This window comes from Cupriavidus phytohabitans, from assembly GCF_017815025.1.
Lineage (GTDB): Bacteria > Pseudomonadota > Gammaproteobacteria > Burkholderiales > Burkholderiaceae > Cupriavidus.
Window position 1 is genome coordinate 1 of the sequence record NZ_JAGIQB010000010.1, and the last position, 19,302, is coordinate 19,302.

The 19,302-nt window shown below is 65.7% G+C and carries 20 protein-coding genes; 8 read left to right on the top strand and 12 right to left on the bottom strand.

The features are described 5' to 3' along the window. Positions 1-147: 147 nt before the first annotated feature. The gene (locus J8I34_RS08835) at positions 148-741 is read right to left on the bottom strand and encodes a hypothetical protein (RefSeq protein WP_209805840.1); all 594 of its coding nucleotides are present in this window, start codon (positions 739-741) and stop codon (positions 148-150) included. A 280-nt stretch (positions 742-1,021) separates the two neighbouring features. Here J8I34_RS08835 and J8I34_RS08840 point away from each other — a divergent pair, with 280 nt between their 5' ends. The 5 genes from J8I34_RS08840 to J8I34_RS08860 all read left to right on the top strand — a co-directional run bounded on the left by J8I34_RS08840 (position 1,022) and on the right by J8I34_RS08860 (position 3,771). Next, on the top strand, positions 1,022-1,492 hold the full coding sequence (locus J8I34_RS08840; protein ID WP_029047477.1) for a hypothetical protein: 471 nt from the start codon (positions 1,022-1,024) through the stop codon (positions 1,490-1,492). 125 nt (positions 1,493-1,617) lie between these two features. After that, positions 1,618-1,803, top strand: coding sequence for a hypothetical protein (locus tag J8I34_RS08845; RefSeq protein WP_209768946.1), 186 nt, complete (start codon positions 1,618-1,620; stop codon positions 1,801-1,803). A 147-nt stretch (positions 1,804-1,950) separates the two neighbouring features. Then, entirely contained in the window at positions 1,951-2,322 is a 372-nt protein-coding gene (locus J8I34_RS08850; protein WP_209768944.1) for a PHA-granule associated protein 4, read from the top strand. Positions 2,323-2,484: 162 nt separating this feature from the next. Continuing rightward, entirely contained in the window at positions 2,485-2,913 is a 429-nt protein-coding gene (locus J8I34_RS08855; RefSeq protein ID WP_029047480.1) for a GNAT family N-acetyltransferase, read from the top strand. Positions 2,914-3,003: 90 nt separating this feature from the next. Next, positions 3,004-3,771 (top strand): ParA family protein, encoded by a 768-nt coding sequence (locus J8I34_RS08860; protein ID WP_029047481.1) that lies wholly within the window; start codon positions 3,004-3,006, stop codon positions 3,769-3,771. 31 nt (positions 3,772-3,802) lie between these two features. Here the strand turns inward: J8I34_RS08860 and J8I34_RS08865 are convergent, their stop codons facing one another. Then, the gene (locus J8I34_RS08865; RefSeq protein ID WP_348635693.1) at positions 3,803-5,824 is read right to left on the bottom strand and encodes a BTAD domain-containing putative transcriptional regulator; all 2,022 of its coding nucleotides are present in this window, start codon (positions 5,822-5,824) and stop codon (positions 3,803-3,805) included. A 96-nt stretch (positions 5,825-5,920) separates the two neighbouring features. Here J8I34_RS08865 and J8I34_RS08870 point away from each other — a divergent pair, with 96 nt between their 5' ends. Next, positions 5,921-7,192, top strand: coding sequence for an MFS transporter (locus J8I34_RS08870; RefSeq protein ID WP_209768942.1), 1,272 nt, complete (start codon positions 5,921-5,923; stop codon positions 7,190-7,192). Positions 7,193-7,202: 10 nt separating this feature from the next. Next, a complete protein-coding gene (locus tag J8I34_RS08875) occupies positions 7,203-8,033 on the top strand; it encodes an alpha/beta fold hydrolase (RefSeq protein ID WP_209805841.1) in 831 nt (276 codons plus the stop codon). Positions 8,034-8,057: 24 nt separating this feature from the next. On the opposite strand, the gene J8I34_RS08880 is transcribed toward J8I34_RS08875, so the two are convergent. From J8I34_RS08880 to J8I34_RS08900, 5 genes are all read right to left on the bottom strand, one after another. After that, the gene (locus J8I34_RS08880; RefSeq protein WP_209805842.1) at positions 8,058-9,026 is read right to left on the bottom strand and encodes a GntR family transcriptional regulator; all 969 of its coding nucleotides are present in this window, start codon (positions 9,024-9,026) and stop codon (positions 8,058-8,060) included. Between the two features lie 165 nt (positions 9,027-9,191). After that, complete coding sequence (locus J8I34_RS08885) at positions 9,192-10,169, bottom strand: Bug family tripartite tricarboxylate transporter substrate binding protein (RefSeq protein ID WP_029047486.1); 978 nt, start codon at positions 10,167-10,169, stop codon at positions 9,192-9,194. 128 nt (positions 10,170-10,297) lie between these two features. Further along, positions 10,298-11,539 carry a CaiB/BaiF CoA transferase family protein gene (locus tag J8I34_RS08890; protein ID WP_209805843.1) on the bottom strand — a complete coding sequence of 414 codons (1,242 nt, stop codon included), beginning with the start codon at positions 11,537-11,539 and terminating at the stop codon, positions 10,298-10,300. A gap of 302 nt (positions 11,540-11,841) precedes the next feature. Then, positions 11,842-13,503 (bottom strand): cation acetate symporter, encoded by a 1,662-nt coding sequence (locus tag J8I34_RS08895; protein WP_029047488.1) that lies wholly within the window; start codon positions 13,501-13,503, stop codon positions 11,842-11,844. Continuing rightward, positions 13,500-13,805 (bottom strand): DUF485 domain-containing protein, encoded by a 306-nt coding sequence (locus J8I34_RS08900; RefSeq protein WP_029047489.1) that lies wholly within the window; start codon positions 13,803-13,805, stop codon positions 13,500-13,502. The genes J8I34_RS08895 and J8I34_RS08900 overlap by 4 nt, the downstream gene beginning before the upstream one ends. Positions 13,806-14,205: 400 nt before the next feature. Between J8I34_RS08900 and J8I34_RS08905 the strand changes: the two genes are divergently transcribed. After that, a complete protein-coding gene (locus tag J8I34_RS08905) occupies positions 14,206-14,520 on the top strand; it encodes a hypothetical protein (RefSeq protein WP_029047490.1) in 315 nt (104 codons plus the stop codon). A 70-nt stretch (positions 14,521-14,590) separates the two neighbouring features. Here J8I34_RS08905 and J8I34_RS08910 read toward each other — a convergent pair whose 3' ends face one another. From J8I34_RS08910 to J8I34_RS08930, 5 genes are read right to left on the bottom strand one after another with little or no spacing between them, the layout of a single operon-like run. Beyond that, positions 14,591-16,576, bottom strand: a complete 1,986-nt coding sequence (locus J8I34_RS08910) for a response regulator (protein ID WP_245175848.1) — start codon at positions 16,574-16,576, stop codon at positions 14,591-14,593. A 2-nt stretch (positions 16,577-16,578) separates the two neighbouring features. Then, positions 16,579-17,490, bottom strand: a complete 912-nt coding sequence (locus J8I34_RS08915) for a sensor histidine kinase (protein ID WP_084402451.1) — start codon at positions 17,488-17,490, stop codon at positions 16,579-16,581. Positions 17,491-17,492: 2 nt separating this feature from the next. Continuing rightward, positions 17,493-18,491, bottom strand: a complete 999-nt coding sequence (locus J8I34_RS08920) for an ATP-binding SpoIIE family protein phosphatase (protein WP_035877700.1) — start codon at positions 18,489-18,491, stop codon at positions 17,493-17,495. 28 nt (positions 18,492-18,519) lie between these two features. Further along, positions 18,520-18,933 carry an anti-sigma regulatory factor gene (locus J8I34_RS08925; RefSeq protein WP_029047494.1) on the bottom strand — a complete coding sequence of 138 codons (414 nt, stop codon included), beginning with the start codon at positions 18,931-18,933 and terminating at the stop codon, positions 18,520-18,522. Continuing rightward, a complete protein-coding gene (locus tag J8I34_RS08930) occupies positions 18,930-19,298 on the bottom strand; it encodes an STAS domain-containing protein (protein WP_029047495.1) in 369 nt (122 codons plus the stop codon). The genes J8I34_RS08925 and J8I34_RS08930 overlap by 4 nt, the downstream gene beginning before the upstream one ends. Positions 19,299-19,302: the final 4 nt, after the last annotated feature.

A 19,302-nucleotide genomic window follows, 5' to 3' on the forward strand; every position in this document is an offset into this window, starting at 1 on the left:
GAAGGCTCACCGGACATTTTAGCTTTGCTGGCGCCCGGACATTTTAACTTTGCCTGGACAAGATTTTTTCGCATAATAAACCTTATGTTAAATAGCGCCTAGCCGGACATTCCCCGCGTTGGCTTGATTACCCTGGTCACGCCACCATCAGCGGCTCGCTTTGGGCGTCATCGATACGGCAAAGGCTTCGGTGTAGACCGCCTGCACCTGGTCGCCGCGCCGGATGGCCTTGAGCTGCTGGGGATCGCTGACATGCACGTCCACCGTTTTCCCTTTTGGACCCTTGAGCGTCACCATGCCGGCCTTGTGGTTGACGTTCACGACATCCGCAGTCACGGTCACCTCCCGGCCGATGCTGCCGCCAGGCTTGGCTCCGGGCGGTGCGCGTTCGATCGTTTCCCGCTCGATAGCCGAGCGCACGCCGGTCTGCCGGGTCATGCTCACGGACAGCGCTTGCTTGTACTCGACGGTCACCACGTCGCCAATGCGGATCTGGTCGAAGTTCCGGACGTCGTCGCCGACCTGCAGGTCGGTAACCTTGCCTTGCTTGTTCCTTAACGAGACTGTGCGTGTGGCACTGTCGATGGCGACCACGGTCGAGGTCGTCTTGACCGTCTCCGTCTCCGTCGCCATCACCGCCCCGACGCCGGACGCGACATGCACGTTGGATTCTGGCTGGGCTAGCGCTACGCCACTGGCTGCGACGAGTGCGCAGGCGACGAATAGCTTGTCGAAATGCATGCTCGGCTCCATTGCGCGGAGAAACTTTCGGATACGTGAGGTTTAGTTCATCCACGCCAAAGTACAAGGCGTGCGACACGTCACAGGCATTCAGCAACGCGCGCTTGAATGACTGTTGCTCAAGCTTTCCCGGTGTTTCGAAGACTTGCCGGCCACGCCATCGTCAGGCAGTTTTCCAGACCTGAACTTGTGGGCTCGAAGCCACAGAACCTTACCTGCCTGTTTGGATCACCTAGACTACCGGACAGCGGCAAACATAGCGCGCGGTAAGGGAGAAGACATGGAAGCGACCTTCTTTCCCGCCACCCTGGTGGCGGCGGCAATCGCTTGTTTCGTATGGCAATTGCGAAACCGGTTTCTGCTGTACTGCAAATCCTATCTTCTGCTCAACGGACTCGTGGTAGCGCCGGTCAATGGTCGAGAAGTGTCCCTGGTCGGCCACTATGACGGTCGGGATATCAGTGGCGTGGTCCCGGCGGAGACCATTTTCTACAGGATCGAGTCGCCCTTGAAAAAGAAGCTTGTGCCCGCCGAACCCGCACAAGGCGATGAGCCGATCGTGCACGCATGGGATGCGCCAAAGTACTCGGTACAGATGTTCTGCCGGGGCGAGATGATATGGTCGGGTGCGGTTTCGCGACGCGAAGCACTACGGATACGCGAGGCAGTCGAGGCTTTCCGCAAGCGCGCCAGGGCGCCTCGAAGCGGAGACCAGGCGGTTCATGACGTGCAGCTGCTCTGGGTGGATTGAAGACTCCGGACCATCCCGCGCGCAGGATACTTGCCATGGATTTTCGCGCAATCGGCCAAAAGGATTAACCGCATTTAACCCTTCTCCTCGTTGCCAAGTCCTGGTTTGCGCTGAAGAATGCAGTCATGGACGAAGGGGGGGCTGACATGGAAATGCGTTGGGAGAAACTCTACTCTGGCGGCTTGGCCGAATTTCACAAGTCCGATTCCGAGGCCCGTCGTTCGGCGCGGCGCGCAAGCGCGTTTGAGGCAGTGTGGCTGGGAATGCTGCTGATGGTATTGATAATCGCCAGCGCCCTCCTCTTTCAATGAATCCGACACCGGGATGCCTGGATCCATGCCGTCCCCAGCCAGGGTGTCCGGCTAGGATAGCCGAGTCATGCACCTCGCAGCCGCTTGCGTCATGCCCCGCCTCGTAGGTATAGTCACCCGCGATGACTCCATCGCGGAGACTTGCCAATGAGCGCCTTCATTGCACGCAGCCGGGCCAGCGCAGTGGCGTACATCAACGCCTGCGCGAAAGGTACCGTCGAGCTGGACTATGAGACAGCGTGGGAGGATGCGATCGAGCTCGGGCGGCTTGGCCAGCGGCTGGGTGTCGATGTCCAGTACCGGACAGTCGAGCATATTTGCGTCGAGTCTGCCGACGCCTTGACACGCGGGCTGCGTGAAAAGAAGCTGACCTTCAGACAGCGATACCTCTATTGCAGGTTCGACATGGTTGCGCTGCCCGAGGCGGTCCTGTGCGAACTCGAGTCCCTTGCGATCGAGCATGGCGACTATATCTTGCCCGGCCATTTGCTCGGGGAAACAACCCTGGTCTGGCGCTAGCGATTTCCACGAGAGAACTGCGACCTGCAGTCTGGCGTCGTGACCTGATGTGACGCCTTGATATGGCGACGGATAGGCAAATCCACCTAAGGATCAATCCCTACAGGCAGCATGCCCCCTCGAAAGTAGGATAAGAGGACGAACTACGCGAGGGTTTCCTCTATGCGTCCTCACTATGCTACCGAGGCGGACTGGCCGGACATTAAAGCACTCCTGCACGCCTCATCATTATCCGTGGCCGGGGTTCAGGACCGGATCGGCCAATACATGGTAATTCGGGATAACGCCGGCCTGCTGGGTTGCGCAGGGTTGGAGCGCTATGCGAACACGGGCGTTCTGAGAGGCCTTGCGGTTGCACAGCGCGCGCGGTCAGCCGGCCTTGGCGAACTCCTCATTTCCGCCATCGTCGCAGACGTCCGCCGCGAGGGCGTCGAGTCGATCGTGCTGCAAACCAGCAACGCGTCCGGCTACTTCGCGCGAATGGGCTTTATGCCCATCAGCTACGCGGAACTGGCTCCGGCGGTCCTTGCCTCCCCGGCACTGCGCCGCGACCAGGTCGAAGCCGGAATGCTGATGCAGATCGCGCTGTGAGAATCGCCACAATCGCCACCTCTGCCATGGCCGCGCCCTCCCTCGCTAAGGTATGCTTTCGCCTTCAAAACGGTCCTGGCAGGGGAAGAAATGCGGCGCGTCGTATTCAATCAGAAAGGCGGAGTTGGCAAGTCAACAATCGTATGCAATCTCGCGGCGATCAGTGCCAGCGAAGGCTTGCGCACTTTGGTCGTCGACCTGGATGCCCAAGGCAATTCGACCCAGTACCTGATGGGCGCGCGCGCCGGCGAGGCGAGTCCGAGCGCGGCAAACTTCTTCGAGGCGTCCCTGGCCTACAGTTTCAAGCCGGTGGACCTGGCGTCGTTTATCCATCCGACGCCTTTCGAGAACCTCGACGTGATGCCAGCGCATGCCGACCTCGACGCGCTGCATGGCAAGCTTGAATCCCGCTACAAGATCTACAAGCTGCGCGATGCGCTGATCGAGCTGGAGGCAACCTACGATGCGATTTACATCGACACCCCTCCGGCCCTGAATTTCTATACCCGTTCGGCGCTGATTGCGGTGGAGCGCTGCCTGATCCCGTTCGACTGCGACGATTTCTCCCGGCGCGCCCTCTATACGCTGCTCGATAACGTGAAGGAAATCCAGCAAGACCATAACGACGCGCTGGAGGTCGAGGGCATCGTCATCAACCAGTTCCAGCCGCGTGCCAGCCTGCCGGCAAAGCTGGTCGAAGAACTGGTCACCGAGGGGTTGCCGGTACTTGAGTCGCGGCTGTCTTCCTCGGTGAAGATCAGGGAATCGCACCAGCACGCCATGCCGATGATCCACCTTGACCCGCGGCACAAGCTGTCGCAGGAGTACCTGGCGCTGCACCGCGAACTGGCAGGCTGAATGCCGCCGTTGCAACGCCGGCTCAGCGCATTCAGCGGAACCCGATACGCCGCGCTCCTTCCCGGAACAGCGCTTCGCCGTCGGCATCGAACGGGAACGTCAGCAGGAAGTCGTCGAGCGTATAGTGCGGCGCGACCTTGTAGATCGCCGCGGCCTGGGACCGCGCCTGCTCCAGCGAGTCGGCCAGCGCCAGCGTGCAGGCGGCGATGGCGTGGATATGCGGAAAGACATTGGGCCGCGCGGCAGCCTTGACGGCCCAGCCGGCGGCTTCCTCGAACTGCCCGAGCCGGACCAGCGCCATCGCCCGCGTCGCCAGCATGCCGAACAGCATCGGGTCGAACGGGCTCAGCTGGCGTGACAGGTCCGATGAATCGATAGCCGCCTGCGGGTCGCCGGAGATCGAGCGGACGAACGACAGGTTGTAGTGCCCCAACGCGAAGTTGGGGCTCAGGTCGATGGATTGCTCCAGCTCGCCGACGGACTCTTCGGGGCGGCCCCGCAGCCACAGCGCCCGGCCCATCGCCCAGTGCACCGCGGGGTCGCGGTCATCCGCCATCATGCCCTGCACCGCGGCTTCGTAGGCCTTGTCGATCTCCGGTCCGCGCTTCTCCCAGTTCTGGAATGCGTCCTGGAAATGCGTGAAGGACAGGCCCGCGTAGGCGCGCGAGAAGGTGGGGTCCATCCGCAGCGCCGTCTGGAAGAAATGCCGGGCCATCTCGTTGTCGGCCCGGCGATACCGGTACATGTGCCACAGGCCGCAGTGGTAGGCTTCCCACGCATCGAGCGAGCCCGGTGGCTTCAGGATGGCGCGGTTGCGCTCCAGCGTCTCGATTTCGCTGGCGATGGAGGCGACGATGCGGTTGCCGACTTCTTCCAGCACAAGGAAGGCATCGTCCAGCTTGTGGTGGAAGGTGTCCGCCCAGACGATCCGGGCGCTGCGGGTCTCGGCCAGTTCGACAGTCACGGTCAGGCGCCCTTCCCGCGTGTTGACGGTGCCGCCCACGACGTAGTCGACATTCAGTGTCCGGCCCGCTTCTTCCGCGCCGACGTGGCGCTCATGCAGCGCAAACACGGTTCCCTGTGCAATGACAAACAGGCTGCGCAGCTTGGCAAGCCGCGTGATGATGTCGTGCGCCAGTGCATCGGCAGCGCCGCCGCGCGCCAGCGCGGCGGTGGAAGGGTCGACGAAAGGCATCACCGCGATGGAGCCGTGCCGCGAAATTGCCGGTGAGGCGTCGGTGGCGGCAGCGACGCTGGCGACCCCGGCTACCTCGACGACCGCGGTGCGGCTGGCCGCCCCAGCCACCGACGCGGCCATGGCCGAGCGCCAGGCATTGCGGATCGGCCGGCTGTCCAGCCCTTCGGCCTCGAACAGCCTGGTGGTTGCGGCGACATGCTCTTCCCCTTCGCGAAGGCGGCCCTGGCGTGCAAGCGCGGCAAGGATGGTTGCGTGCACATGCTGGTCGAATGGCGCCAGTTCGCGCCACTTGTCCAGGTAGCCGAACGTTTCTTCGCCGGCAGCGCCCTGCGCGAGCTGCTCAAGCAGTGCGACGTGGCAGGCCCGGAGGCGCCGCCGTTGCGCGGTGAGCCATGTGCTGAATGCCGGGCAGCGCCCAAGCTCGAGGCCTTCCAGGAAATCTCCTTCGAACAGCACCGCCAGGTCGCGCTGCCGCTCCGCTGCCAGTGTCGTGACGCCTGCTTCCATCGCCTGCGAGACCGCCAGCGCGTCGACAAACCCGTCTGTCAGGTCCAGCCAGATCGTGTCCCCTCTGGTGCGCAGCCGCTGCCGTGCATCGGAATCGACGAGCTTGCGGATCCGGCTGAGGCACCAGCGTAATTCGCCGCGTGGATCGTTGGGCACCTCCCACAGCAGTTCGCACAGCTGGCTGCGCAATACAGGCCGTGGCGCAAGTGCCAGGTATGCGAGCAGTGCGCGGACTTTCCTCGACGCCGGCAGCGAAAGCGCAATGCCCTGCTGATGGACACGAAGCGGCCCAAGCATCCGGATCTGCACAGGCGGGATGCCGGGATCGGGCGGCCGGTGAGATTCCACGGCAATTTCCACGCCGGCTACCACGCGCCCTTCCACGCGCGCGGCAAAAGATCGGGACCGGAACGACCTGGAACAGACAGGAAAGGAGACAGGACCATGGACACCACCGTGCATGTGCGCAGCCGCAGTCATCTGACCATCGCCCTCGCGGCCGGAGCGGTCTTCGCGCTGGGGCTGGGCCTGCGCCAGTCGCTGCCGCTCTTCATCAGCTTACTCAACTCTCATACCGGCGTCGGCTATGCCACCGTCAGCCTGGCCTTTGGTGTCTCGCAGCTGATGTGGGGCGTGGCGCAGCCGGTCGCGGGCGCGATCGCCGACCGCTGGGGACCGCGGCCGGTGATGATCGCCGGTGCCACGCTGTTTGCGGCCGCGGTCGCGGCCACGCCGGCCGCGGACAATGCCATTGCACTGATGCTGCTAATCGGGGTGGCCGCCGCTGCCGGCTCCGGGGCGATCGGGCCGGCCATGCTGATGTCGGCAGCGAACCGGCTGATCCCCGAGGTACACCGCGCCATGGCGAGCGGCATTGTCAACGCGGGCGGCTCGGTCGGCCAGTTCACGATCCTGCCCCTGACCCAGTTGCTGATCGGCACCGCGGGCTGGCAGCCGGCCCTGGTGCTGCTGGGCGCCGCAGGACTGGCCGCGATCCCGGCAATCCGGGTCATCACCCGCGCGGCGCCGGCGCATGCCAACGCCCACGCCAGCGCCGCGGGCGACAGTACGGAGTGCGGGGCCAAGGTTGGCGAGGCCAGGGTGGGAGAAGCATTACGCGGCGCATTGCGCGATCCCAGCTTTCTACTTCTCAGCGCAGGCTTCTTCGCCTGTGGCTTCCACATTGCCTTCATTTCGACGCACCTGCCCGGCGTGGTCGCGCTTTGTGGAATGCCCGCCACGGTCAGCGCGTGGTCGCTGTCGCTGATCGGCCTGTGCAACATCCTGGGGAGCCTGTTCATCGGCAAGGTTATCCAGGCCGCGTCGATGAAATATGCGCTGGCCGTCCTTTACTTCGCGCGGGCCTTGCTGATCATGGCGTTCTTCATGGCGCCGAAGACGCCGGTGAGCTTCGCCCTGTTTGCTGCCGGGCTCGGTTTCACCTACCTGTCGACCGTTCCGCCGACCATCGGCCTGGTCGCCAGGCTGCGCGGGGCCCGCTATCTGGCCACGCTATTCGGCGTCGTCATGCTGTCGCACCAGCTTGGCGGATTTCTCGGCGCCTGGCTTGGTGGCAAGGCGTTCGAGATGACCGGCAGCTACGACTGGATGTGGCAGGCCGACATCGCGCTTTGCCTGCTTGCCGCGATGCTGCACCTGCCGATCCGCGAGGCACGCCCGCTGCCCGTCGTTGCCGGGCAGGTCCAACCCACCTGAGGAGACTGCCATGCGTTCATTTCACTCGGCATCGCTGCCTGTGCCCTATCAGCCCTTCTTCCGTGAGGCGGGGACCGGACCCGGCGTCGTCTGCATCCATGCCAATGCCGGCACCTCAGGACAATGGCGTGCGCTGATGGAACACCTCGCACCGAGGTTCCACGTCCTGGCGCCCGATTCCTATGACTCGGGCCAGGGTCCGCACTGGCCGTCGGACCGGGTCATTTCGCTGCGCGACGAGGTGACGCTGATCGAGCCGGTGCTTGGCAAGGCTGGCACGTCGCTGGCTCTGGTGGGGCATTCGTATGGCGCCGCGGTGGCACTGGTCGCCGCGCTGGCGCAACCCGGCCGCGTGCGCGCCGTCGTGCTGTACGAGCCCACGCTGTTCTCGCTGCTCGATGCGCAACAGCCCGCGCCGAATGACGCCGATGGCATTCGCCATACCGTCGCCGCCGCGGCCGCCGCGCTCGACGCCGGCAACGAAGACGCCGCTGCCGGGCACTTTATCGACTACTGGATGGGAGCGGGAGCGTGGCGGCAGACACCCGCACAACGCAAGCCACCGATTGCCGCGTCGGTGAAGAATGTCCGCCGGTGGGCGCATGCGCTGTTCACGGAGCCCACGCCGCTGCAGGCATTCCGCTCACTCGACGTACCGGTGCTCTACCTGGCCGGCAAGCGCTCGACGCCGTCGGCGCATGGCGTGGCGCGGCTGCTGACGGCGGCACTGCCGCGGGTGGAAGTGGTGGAGTTCGCGCAGCTCGGGCATATGGGCCCGTTGACGCATCCGGAGACGGTCAACCCGGTGATCGCGGCGTTCCTCGAGCGCCACCGGCAATGAGCCACGTCCATTCACCCATTGCTGCTACAAGGCCAGCGTAAACGGCAACAACAGCGCATTCACCAACAGCAAGCCGAAGAAAAGGATCGCGATGGCCGCGGAGACGGCGCGAGGCCGTCCCTGCCCTGCACCCGCCGTTCGCCGCGTCCACAGGAAACCGGCACCCATCCCGAGCACGGCCAGCCCGGAAAATACGCTCTCCGCGGTCAGCGCGGCCGGGTAGGCCCGGGCGGGGGTGGTATTGAAGCTCTCGATGAACGGAAGCGACGCCATCCCAGAGTCTGGCCGCGGTGGCGCGGCGGCGGCAACCGGCGGCCGTGCGGGCACCTCCGGTTCCTGAGCCGCTTGCGTGGCAAGCAACGCTGCCACCGGCAATGCGTCCGGAGCAGGCTGCGCCGGCGGGTCGTCGGGTACGCCGACCAGTGCAGGGGCCACCAGTGGAGGGGCCACCAGTGCCGGGGCCACCAGTGCCGGGGCCGGCGCTGGCGTGGCTGCCGGCTCCTGGAGGGGCAGGGTTGCCGGAGTTGCCGGGACTATCGGCTTTATCGTGACTTTGGCCGTGGGCGGCGTCGATACAGGCCGTTCCGACGCACTTTTCATCGAGTCCCGTTCCCGCCAGAACCGGGCGAACAGGCTTTCCAGGCAGCGTGCCGACTCGCAGGCATCGCGCCGCGCACGCCACGCCGTGATGTCGGCATTGTCGATCCTGCCCTTGCGCAACATCCGTTGCTGCTCGGCGTAGATGCGCTCGTAACGGTCGGACAGCCTGGAGGAATCGCAGATCAGGGCCTGCCGCTGGCGCGGCCTGGGCTCGTCGGTCGCCAGCGAGCATCGCACGCCGGAACCATCCGGATTATTGCAGCGGACCGTGGATTCGCCCGCAGGCGACCTGCATGCGATGTCGGAGGCCCATGCGCCGCCGACGGCGAAAAGGCACGCGGCAACAGCCGCGGCAACCAGCGAGGGCAGGCGCCACAGGATCCTTTTCATCATGATGCCCCATCGTGAATCGGTCCAAGGCTTCCAAGCTAGTCGCTAGTTGGCGCGTCATACAAGTGCTGGTTTTCGCAAGCCTGCGTCAGCGCACATGACGCGAGGCTTGCGGGCGGGAAAGCGCGCTGTCGTTCTCTCGCGGCAACCCGTTGCGGGCGAAACGCGTTATTCGACCGCGATGCCCTTGTCGCGGATGACCTTGCCCCACTTGGCATAGTCCGAGCGGATGCGCTGGCCCATCTGTGCCGGTGCCTGGTAGCCGGCGATGGCGCCCGCCTTCAGCAGCTTGTCCTGCACGTCCTTGTCAGCCAGGATCTTGCCGACTTCGCCGGAGATGCGGTCGACCACGTCCTTGGGCGTGCCCGGCGGCGCCAGCAGCCCGCCCCACGACACCGCGTCATAGCCCTTGAAGCCCTGCTCGGCAATGGTCTTGACGTCGGGCAGCATGGCCACGCGCTGCGGCGAGCCGACGGCGATGGCGCGCAGCTTGCCGGCCTGGATGTGCGGCAGCGCCGCGACCAGGTCGGCGTACATGATGGGCACCTGGCCGCCGATGGTGTCGCTGATCGCCGGCACCCCGCCCTTGTAGGGCACGTGCTGCATCTCGAAGCCGCCCATCTGCTTGAGCAGTTCCATGCTCAGATGGCCGAAGCTGCCGGCGCCGGAGCTGGTGTAGTTGAGCTTGCCCGGCTGCGCCTTGGCCTGCGCGATCAGCTTGGACAGGTCGGTCACGTTGGGCAGCAGCGTCGGGTTGACCACCACCACGATCGGCAGGTCATAGACCGTCGCCACCGGCGTGAAATCCTTGGTGGTGTCGTATCCCGCCTTCTTGTACAGGAACGGTGCCAGCAGCGTCGGCGTGGCCAGCATCATCAGCGTGTAGCCATCCGGCGCGCTCTTGGCGACCTGGGCCGCGGCGATGGAGCCCGACGCACCGGCGCGGTTTTCCACCACCACCGGCTGCTTGAGGGCTTCGCCCAGCTTCTGGCCGACGATGCGCGATGCGGTATCCGTGGGCCCGCCCGGCGGGAATGGCACGACCAGCTTGATGGGCTTGGCTGGCCACGATTGGGCGAAGGCGCCGCTGACCAGCAGCGGTGCGGCGGCCAGCGCCAGGATCGCGCGGCGGCGGGAGTGAACCATACGGGTAATGTCTCGAATACGCACTTTCTTGTTCCAGTTGAATCAGCGCAAGGCAATCCAGCCCCCTTGCCGGGCGCGCTGCGCGTGCGCCATGGGCCTGCCATGGGCACCACGCGCGGCGCGAATGCTCAGGCGGACGCGTCCGGCAGCGTCAGCACGCCGCTGGCCTGCAGCGCCTGCAACTGCTCGTCGCTCAGCTGCAGCAGGTTTTGCAGCACGGCCCGCGTGCCTTCGCCCAGCGTGGGCGGCGCGCTGCGGATCGGCAGGCGCTGGCCATCGAGCCGGTAAGGCGGCGCGAACACATGGGTGGTGCCTGCGACCGGATGCGGCATCTCGCGCAGCAGGCCGCCCTGGCGGGTGCGTTCGCTGGTCAGTGCCTCGTGCAGCCCTGCCACCTTGCCGCACGGAATGCCGCAGGCGCTCATGCGCTCGAGCAGCAGGTCGCGCGCAAAGCTGCGGATCAGGCCCGTGATCAGCGGGGTCAGCGTCTCGCGGTTTCTGGCGCGCTCGACATTGGTGGCGTAGCGCGGATCCTCGACGATGTCCGGGCGCTCGATCACCTGGCGGCAGAACTTGTCGAACTGGCTGTTGTTGCCCACCGCGATGATCAGCGGGCCATCGGCGGCCTCGAACATGCCGTAGGGCACGATCGACGGATGGGCATTGCCGTAGCGGGCCGGATCGCGCCCCAGCAGCATGGCGTCCAGGCCGTAGTAGCCGGTCACCATCAGGCCGCAGTCGTACAGCGCCATTTCGATCAGCTGGCCCTTGCCCTTGCGCTCGCGGCGGAACAGTGCCGCCAGCACGGCCTGCGCGGCGTACATGCCGGTCATCAGGTCCACCACGGCCACGCCAAACTTCAGCGGCGGCGTGTCGGCTTCGCCATTGAGCGCCATCAGCCCGGCCTCGCCCTGGATCACCAGGTCATAGCCAGGGCGCTTGGCCTCGGGGCCGCTGCTGTTGTAGCCGGATACCGCGCAGTAGATCAGTTCGGGCTTGATGGCCTTGAGCTGTTCGTAGCCCAGGCCCAGCTTCTCGGCGCCGCCGGTCTTGAAATTGTGGATGACCACGTCGAACTGCGGCAGCAGGTCGTAGACGATCTGCACGCCTTCCCTGCTCTGCAGGTCCAGCGTGATCGACCGCTTGTTGCGGTTCATGCTGTTGAAGTACGTGGTCTCGGTCTTGCCGATGCGCATGCCCCAGTCGCGCGTATCGTCGCCGCGTCCGGGGTGCTCCACCTTGACGACTTCTGCGCCGAAATCGGCCAGGACCTGCCCGCACAGCGGGCCGGCAAACACACGCGACAGATCGAGTACGCGCACCCCCTCAAGCGGGAAGTCGATGCCTTGGGATGATTCGGGCGTCTGCAAGTCTTGTCTCCTTGGGCTGTTTCGAGGTACGAGCCGTCTTTGGGAAATCGTAGCCCATGCCGGGCTGGCGGCACGCATGGCAGGCGTGGCTGCGGTGTGGCGCTGAGGTGTGGCGCGGTCAGCCCATCATTCTTGCTTGGATAAATAGCCTATACAATCCCAATCGACATTGACAAAATGTTCAATAGAATTTGACAACGCTCCGCGCAGGAGCCCAAATGCGTGGCGCCCGGGCATCCGACTGGAGTCGAATGCCCGGGCGCCACGTTGACTTCACATTTACCGGAACGGTACTGCCTGCTTCAGTGGCTGGCTCCCTCCACCGCGCCGATGCCGGTCTCGGAACGCAGTTCCTGCGCCTCGAAGCCAGCCTTGTCCACGCGGGCCCGCGTCGACTTGTCTGTCACCGAGAAGAACCAGATCCCCAGGAAGCCGGCAGTCATCGAGAACAGCGCCGGCGACGTGTAGGGGAACGGCGCGCTGCTGAAGTGGAACACGTCCACCCACACCGCCTGCGACAGGATGGTCAGCACCACCGCCGACAACAGCCCGATAAAGCCGCCGACCGTGGCGCCGCGGGTGGTGCAGCCCTTCCACAGCACCGACATGAACAGCACCGGGAAGTTGGCCGACGCCGCCACGGCAAACGCCAGCGACACCATGAAGGCGATGTTCTGCTTCTCGAACACGATGCCGAGCACCACCGCGACCAGGCCAAGGATGATCGTGGTGATGCGCGAGACGCGCAGTTCCACCGAACTCGTTGCCTGACCCTTCTTGAAGACCGTGGCATAGAGATCGTGCGAGACGGCCGAGGCACCGGCAAGCGTCAGGCCCGCGACCACCGCGAGGATGGTGGCAAAGGCCACGGCGGAGATGAAGCCGAGGAACACGTTGCCGCCCACCGCGCTGGCCAGGTGCACCGCCGCCATGTTGATGCCGCCCAGCAGCTTGCCGCTGCCGTCCTGGAAGCTGGCGTTGGTACCCACCAGCACGATCGCGCCGAAGCCGATGATAAAGGTCAGGATGTAGAAGTACCCGATCCACGTGGTCGCCCAGAACACCGACTTGCGCGCCTCCTTGGCATTGGGCACGGTAAAGAAGCGCATCAGCACGTGCGGCAGGCCGGCGGTGCCGAACATCAGCGCAATGCCGAACGAGATCGCGGAGACGGGATCCTTGATGAAGTTGCCCGGGCTCATGATCGAGTCCTGCTTGGCATGGACCTCCACCGCCTTGGCGAACAGCGCCTCGGGGCTGAACTGATACTGCGCCAGCACCATGAACGCCATGAACGAGGCGCCGCCAAGCAGCAGGCAAGCCTTGATGATCTGCACCCAGGTGGTCGCGGTCATGCCGCCGAACAGCACGTACACCATCATCAGCGCGCCGACGATGACCACCGCGACCCAGTATTCCAGCCCGAACAGCAGCTTGATCAGCTGCCCCGCGCCGACCATCTGCGCGATCAGGTAGAACGCCACCACCACCAGCGTGCCCGACGCCGCGAACGCTCGCACCGGCGCTTGCTTGAAGCGGTACGCGGCGACGTCGGCAAAGGTGAAGCGGCCCAGGTTGCGCAGCCGCTCCGCCATCAGGAACGTGATGACGGGCCAGCCCACCAGGAAGCCGATCGAATAGATCAGCCCGTCATAGCCGTTGGCATACACCGCGGCGGATATGCCAAGGAACGACGCCGCAGACATGAAGTCGCCGGCGATCGCCAGGCCGTTCTGGAAGCCGGTGATGCCACCGCCGCCGGTGTAGAACGCCGCGGCGGACTTGGTCTTGGAGGCCGCCCACTTGGTGATGTAGAGCGTGCCGAGGACGAACACCACGAACATGCCGATGGCGGTCCAGTTGGTCGGCTGGCGCACGGCCTGCCCCATGTCGCCGCCGGCGGCGAACACGCCCGCCGACAGCAGCAGCGCCGCGGCGCCGAAGATTGCGTGACGGGCGTTCATGCGACCTCCCGCTTGATACGTTCGGTCAGCTCGTCGTAGGTGCGGTTGGCATGCTGCACATACAGCCCGGTGATGACCACCGTGAAGACGATCACGAACAGCCCGATCGGCATGCCCCACGTCATCACGCCCTCGCCCATCTTCCTGGCAAGCAGTTCCTTGTCGAAGGCGATCAGCAGCACGTAGCCGTAGTAGATCACCAGCGTCGCCGCGGTCAGCAGCCAGCCGAGGCGCGAACGCCTGCGCACAAGCCGCAAGTAATTGGGATTGGCCTTCAGTCGCCTGACCAGATCTTCATGCATTCCTGTCTCCTGCCATCTATGCGTGGTCTTGCCCGGTTCACCCGTGGCGGGACGCCGCGAGTCCGTGCTGCATAAGTTAATGGCCGCCCCTTACCTGCTTCTTACACGGGCCAGAAATCGGCACCGGGTAAACGCTGAGGCGAGGCGAGGGGCAGGAGGCTCCCCGCGATGTCGGTTGTTGGTTGGCAAGGGCGGCGCATGCGCCGCAAGTCGGGCCGCGCCCAACACTCTTGCCGATGGACGAGCGGCATTTGCACGCGTGGCGGGACGCCGGCGGCATTTTCCTGCCACTGCATCCGGTGGCATGGCTCCTGCGTAAAAGCAAGCGGACGCTGCAGCGTTCTGCCCGCTTTCTCTGACCGTTTTTCTGCTTCTCCTTACCGTTTATCGGAGTACCGCCATGATTCGACAGTTCGCTCACACGTTCCTTGCCACCGCCGCGATCGCAGTGGCCTGCACCGCCAGCGTCGCCCATGCCGCAGCGCCGCGCGACAGCGGGCATGCCGGCGACAAGTACGGCTATTCGTTCCGGGTCGGCATGCACGATGTGTTCAGCGACGGCGCACGCGCCGGCCGCTTCGATGTGTTTGCCGAAGGCGCCAGCACCGAGGCTCCGGCCGCCAATGCGCAGTACATTTCGGGCCTGGACCGCAGCGGCGTATCAGCGGATCCGGCGCGCAAGTTCGACGTCTATTCCGACGGGGCATTGGCCTAGGCAATGCCGGAGAACAGCGCGTCGAGTATCCGCCTCGAATGACAATCAGCGGCGTGCTTGCGGCCGTGGCCTAGCCGTACTTTCCGCCCGGCAGCGCCATCTCGATCGCGCTCATCAGTTCCTGCAGGCGCAGCGGCTTCGCGCACACCGCATCGAAGCCGCTTTCCATCGCCAGGCGCCGGTCCTGTTGGCGCGTGAAGGCGGTCAGGGCGATGGCCGGCACGCGCGCGCGGGACCCGACCACCTCCTGCGCGCGCACTTCGCGGACCAGTTCATTGCCGTCGCGGCCCGGCAGGCCGATGTCGCTGATGATCAGGTCCGGCGTGGCGTTCGCCATCTGCGCCAGTGCGTCGTCGCTGTCGCGGGCGCTGCGGACATGGGCGCCAAAGCCGGCCAGGATGGCGCTCAGGGCGGCGGCCGCATCGCTGTCGTCTTCCACCAGCACGATATCGAGTCCGTCCAGCCGCGTCGCGGTGCCGGGTGCGCCGTGGTCGGTACCGCCGGCAGAATCTGCCTCCTCCGGCTCGGCGCTCGGGGTCAGCAGCGGGATGGCGATCTCGAAGGTGGCGCCATGGCCCAAACCCTGGCTGTAGGCCTGCACGACGCCGCCATGCATTTCGGCAAGGCGCTTGACGATCGCCAGGCCGAGGCCCAGCCCGCCCTGGGCGCGACGGTTGGCACCTTCGCTCTGGGTAAAGCGGTCGAACAGGAACGGCAGGAATTCCGGATCGATGCCACGGCCCGCGTCGACCACGGACACGCTCAGGGTCTCCGTATCGGACTTCGCGATCACGCGGACGGTGGCGCCTTCGGGCGAGAACTTGATCGCGTTGGAGATGAGGTTCCACAGGATCTGCTGGAAGCGCGCCGGATCGAGCCACGCAGCCTGCGCCAGGTCCGGGGCGATTTCCCCCTGAAGCGACAGCCGCTTCTCGCTGGCCATCAGTTGCATGCTGTCGAGTGCGGCGCGAATGACTGTGGCTGGGTTGGCCATCTCGCGCTCGAGCTTCATCTTGCCGACATTGAGCAGCGACACGTCGACCAGGTCAGCCACCAGCCGCTGCTGGATGGCGACATTGCGTTCGACCGCGGCCAGCCCGCGGCGCCCTTCGTCGGTGCTGACATGGCGCCCCAGCACATGGGTCCAGACCGAGATCACATTGAGCGGGTTGCGAAGCTCGTGCGACAGGATGGCGATGAACTCGTCCTTCATGCGGTTCACGCGTTCAACGCCGGCACGTGCCGCCTGCTCGCGTTCGATCAGCTGTTCCTGCTGGCGCTCAAGGTTGAGCCGCTCGGTAGCGTCCGTCACGACCGCGACCCGGTCGCCCGATGGCGTGCTAGGGGAAATTCTCCAGTCGAGGTGGACCGGCTCTCCCGCCGCGTCGAGCAGCGGGAACGATCCCTGCCATCCCTCGTCCGCTGGCACGGTGGCTTCGGCGGCGCGCTCGGCAAAATCGCCGGGCGCCAGCGCGGTGACGGACTGCCCGAGCAGATCCGAGGCCGGCCGGCGCAGCAGTGTCAGCATGGCGGGATTGACGTCAATCAGCTGGCCGCGGGCATCGAGAACGCAGATGCCGCTGGTGGCCTGCTGGTAGATCGCGCGCAGGCGTGCCTCGCTCTCGCGCAATGAGCGCTCGGCCGCGGCGGCACGCGCCAGCGCCGAGGCCGTGGCAATCAGCACTTCCGGTTCGGCGGGATGGATCAGGTAGGCCGTGGCACCGGCATTCAGCCCGCGCGCCTTGTCGTAATCCTGCACGTAGGTGGCCGACAGGTGGATCACCGGCAGCGTCGCGGTATCCGGGTCGGCACGCAGCCGTTCGCACACCTGGATCCCGTCGATATCAGGCAGGTTGACGTCGAGCACCATCACGGAAATGCCCGGTGCCCTTGCCAGGCGCAAGGCGTCCAGCCCGCAATCGGCCTCGGTCGTGCGGAACCCGGCGCTCTTGAGCACGCGCACGGTCGAATAGCGGGTGATTGGGTTGTCGTCGACGACCAGTACGAGCGGAGATGACGCGGACGGTGCCGCCTGCTGCGTGGATTGCGGGTCCATGATCATGCCTTTGCCGCGCCCGCCGCCGCCGGCGCTGCGGGATAGGTGAGCGGCAGCGTGACGTAAAAGCGCGAGCCCACATCGACTTCGCTTTCGAAACCGACCCGCCCGCCCAGCACCTCGGCCAGCCGCTTGCTGAGCGCAAGGCCAAGCCCTGAGCCGCGCAGGCGGCGCTGCAGCGGCGAATCGATCTGCACGAAATCCTGGAACACCGCGCCATGCATTGCCGCGGGAATGCCAATGCCAGTGTCCTTGACCGAGAACATGACCTCGTGCTCGCCCACCAGCTTCGCGGAAACACGGACTTCGCCGCGCGGCGTGAACTTGAGCGCGTTGGAGATGAAGTTGCGCAGGATCTGCGACAGCTTGCGGTCGTCGCTGTAGAGGCTCGGCACCTCGTGCGGTTCTTCAAAGATCAGCGCCACCTCTGGATTGGTCAGCACCGGCTTGAACATGCCGCGCAGCGTATCGAACAGCGCGACCATGTCGAACCACGCCGGCGACACATCCACCCTGCCCGCTTCGAGCCTGGCCAGGTCGAGCAGGTCGTTGACCATGTCGGCAAACTCCGCGGCGGTCTCGCGCACGAACATCACCTGCCGTTCCTGCTCGGTGGTGAGCGGACCGTCCACGCGATCGATCAGCAGGCGGGTGATGCTCTGGATCGCGACGATGGGAGTGCGGAATTCATGGCTCATGTACGTGAGGAAGCGGCTCTTCAACTCGGTTGCCTGGCGCAGCTGTTCCGCCTGGATGTCCAGTTCCGCGTACAGCGCCACCACGCCGCGGTTGGTCTCCTCAAGTTCCGCGCGCAGGCCGTCGCATTCGCGGATCTTGGTGTCCAGGGCCTCGCGCAGTTCGTCCGGGCTCAGCGGGGTGTCCGGCGGCAAGCGGGAGTCGTCGTGGCTGGCCATGCTCAACCCTCGGCGCGGCGGATCACCAGCACGGTGGCGTCATCCCGGCCCCGGCCGAACTTCCACACGATAAACGCCGCGATCAGCGTGGGATCGTGCCGCAACAGGCTGGCATCCTCCAGGCGCCAGCGCGACTGCACGCCATCCGAGAACAGGATCACCAGCGCATGGGCCGGCCATTCCATCACCTGTTCCTGGATGGCATGTACCTGGATCCCCGCGGTGCCGTGCTGCGGCAGCAGCGTGCGGTCCGCGGTGCCCGAGATAACGCGGCCCATCACATTGCCGGCCCCGGCGAAATGGATCTGGTTGCCGCGCAGGTCCAGCCGCGCCGCGCTGACGGCCGCGCCACGGGTGCTGCGCAGTGCCGCGTGAGCGCGTTCGAGGACCTGGGACGGGCTGCCGCAGGGCTTCTCCGCAAACGCCGCCAGCGCGGCCCTGGCTGCGTCGGCGGCCAGCGGGCCATGCCCGAGGCCGTCGGCCAGTACCACGTCGGCGCCGTTCTCGTGCTGCGCCACGCCCCAGCCGTCGCCGCTGACCTGCTCGCCGGGTGCGGCCAGGCATACCGCCCCGACCAGGCAGCCGCGCAACGGCGCCGCCCGTACCGGGCGGCCACCCGGCTCCCGTTCGCGATAGAACCGCGCCAGGATGACGCTGCCCTGGCCAAGGCGGCTGACGATATCGAAGTCGTCGGCCATGCGCTGCACGGCGCCCAGCCCCTCCCCGGCGCTGCCCGCGCTGGAATAGCCATCGCGCATGCATGCCTGCAGGTCGTGCATGCCGGGCCCGTTATCCAGCGAGATCAGCTCGATCAGCATGCCGTCGCCCACGGCGCGGGCGCCAATGTACATCCGGCCGCCCACCGCATGGCGTACCAGGTTGCTGCAAAGCTCGTTCGCGACCACGGCGATGCGGCCCGCCAGCACGCTGTCGAAAGCCAGCCGCGCGCACAGGTCGGCCGCGAGCCGGCGGGCTTCGCCGACCCGGCTGGCGTCATCCATGGGAAGCACGACGGCGGGACCCTGTCCGCTACTTCCACCGAGTGACACTGACACAGGTTCCCTCCCCGACTTGGGTACGGATGGAGAAATCGTTGACCAGCCGGCGGCTCCCGGACAGGCCCATGCCGAGGCCATTGCCGGTGGTCCAGCCATCGGTCAGCGCCAGGGAAACGTCGGGGATGCCAGGGCCCTTGTCCTCGAAATGCAGCCGCAAGCCCCGGCGTACGCCTTCGTCGATGAATTCCCAGCGCATTTCGCCGCCATGCCCGTGCACCACCGCATTGCGGGCCAGTTCGCTGGCCGCCGTAATCATCTTAGTCTGCTCGACCAGTGAAAACTGCAGCTGGGCGGTCAGCGCACGCACGACCGAGCGGGCCTGCACGACATCGCGCTCGTCGCGCAGCGGGATCGTCCCAGTGGTGCCAAGCGCGGATTGCGTCACCTGAGCTCACTCCGCTGCGCCTTGTCCAGCAGCGCCATGCCGCGCTCGACGTTGAGCGCGGTCCTGACGCCGGTCAGGGGCAGCCCGAGTTCCACCAGCGTGATCGCCACGGCCGGGCGGATGCCGACTACCACCGTGGCCGCGCCCAGGATGCGTGCGATATCGGAAATGCCGACGAGCATGCGGCCGATAAACGAATCGACCATTTCCAGCGCCGAGACGTCGATCAGCACCCCGCGCGCGGTGTTCTGCTCGATGCTTGCCGCCAGGTCTTCCTGCAGCCGCAGCGCGGTCTGGTCTTCCATGTCGATCTGGATCGTGACCAGCAGGTAGGACCCCATCCGCAGGATCGGAATTCGCTCCATGGTC

Excerpts from the sequence above, each read along its gene's own strand:
- J8I34_RS08875 (WP_209805841.1), top strand. The coding sequence starts at position 7,203 with ATGCGTTCATTTCACTCGGCATCGCTGCCTGTGCCCTATCAGCCCTTC.
- J8I34_RS08835 (WP_209805840.1), bottom strand. The coding sequence starts at position 741 with ATGCATTTCGACAAGCTATTCGTCGCCTGCGCACTCGTCGCAGCCAGT.
- J8I34_RS08905 (WP_029047490.1), top strand. The coding sequence starts at position 14,206 with ATGATTCGACAGTTCGCTCACACGTTCCTTGCCACCGCCGCGATCGCA.
- J8I34_RS08845 (WP_209768946.1), top strand. The coding sequence starts at position 1,618 with ATGGACGAAGGGGGGGCTGACATGGAAATGCGTTGGGAGAAACTCTAC.
- J8I34_RS08850 (WP_209768944.1), top strand. The coding sequence starts at position 1,951 with ATGAGCGCCTTCATTGCACGCAGCCGGGCCAGCGCAGTGGCGTACATC.
- J8I34_RS08860 (WP_029047481.1), top strand. The coding sequence starts at position 3,004 with ATGCGGCGCGTCGTATTCAATCAGAAAGGCGGAGTTGGCAAGTCAACA.
- J8I34_RS08900 (WP_029047489.1), bottom strand. The coding sequence starts at position 13,805 with ATGCATGAAGATCTGGTCAGGCGACTGAAGGCCAATCCCAATTACTTG.
- J8I34_RS08855 (WP_029047480.1), top strand. The coding sequence starts at position 2,485 with ATGCGTCCTCACTATGCTACCGAGGCGGACTGGCCGGACATTAAAGCA.
- J8I34_RS08920 (WP_035877700.1), bottom strand. The coding sequence starts at position 18,491 with ATGGATGACGCCAGCCGGGTCGGCGAAGCCCGCCGGCTCGCGGCCGAC.
- J8I34_RS08910 (WP_245175848.1), bottom strand. The coding sequence starts at position 16,576 with ATGGACCCGCAATCCACGCAGCAGGCGGCACCGTCCGCGTCATCTCCG.
- J8I34_RS08870 (WP_209768942.1), top strand. The coding sequence starts at position 5,921 with ATGGACACCACCGTGCATGTGCGCAGCCGCAGTCATCTGACCATCGCC.
- J8I34_RS08895 (WP_029047488.1), bottom strand. The coding sequence starts at position 13,503 with ATGAACGCCCGTCACGCAATCTTCGGCGCCGCGGCGCTGCTGCTGTCG.
- J8I34_RS08915 (WP_084402451.1), bottom strand. The coding sequence starts at position 17,490 with ATGGCCAGCCACGACGACTCCCGCTTGCCGCCGGACACCCCGCTGAGC.
- J8I34_RS08880 (WP_209805842.1), bottom strand. The coding sequence starts at position 9,026 with ATGATGAAAAGGATCCTGTGGCGCCTGCCCTCGCTGGTTGCCGCGGCT.
- J8I34_RS08885 (WP_029047486.1), bottom strand. The coding sequence starts at position 10,169 with ATGGTTCACTCCCGCCGCCGCGCGATCCTGGCGCTGGCCGCCGCACCG.
- J8I34_RS08930 (WP_029047495.1), bottom strand. The coding sequence starts at position 19,298 with ATGGAGCGAATTCCGATCCTGCGGATGGGGTCCTACCTGCTGGTCACG.
- J8I34_RS08840 (WP_029047477.1), top strand. The coding sequence starts at position 1,022 with ATGGAAGCGACCTTCTTTCCCGCCACCCTGGTGGCGGCGGCAATCGCT.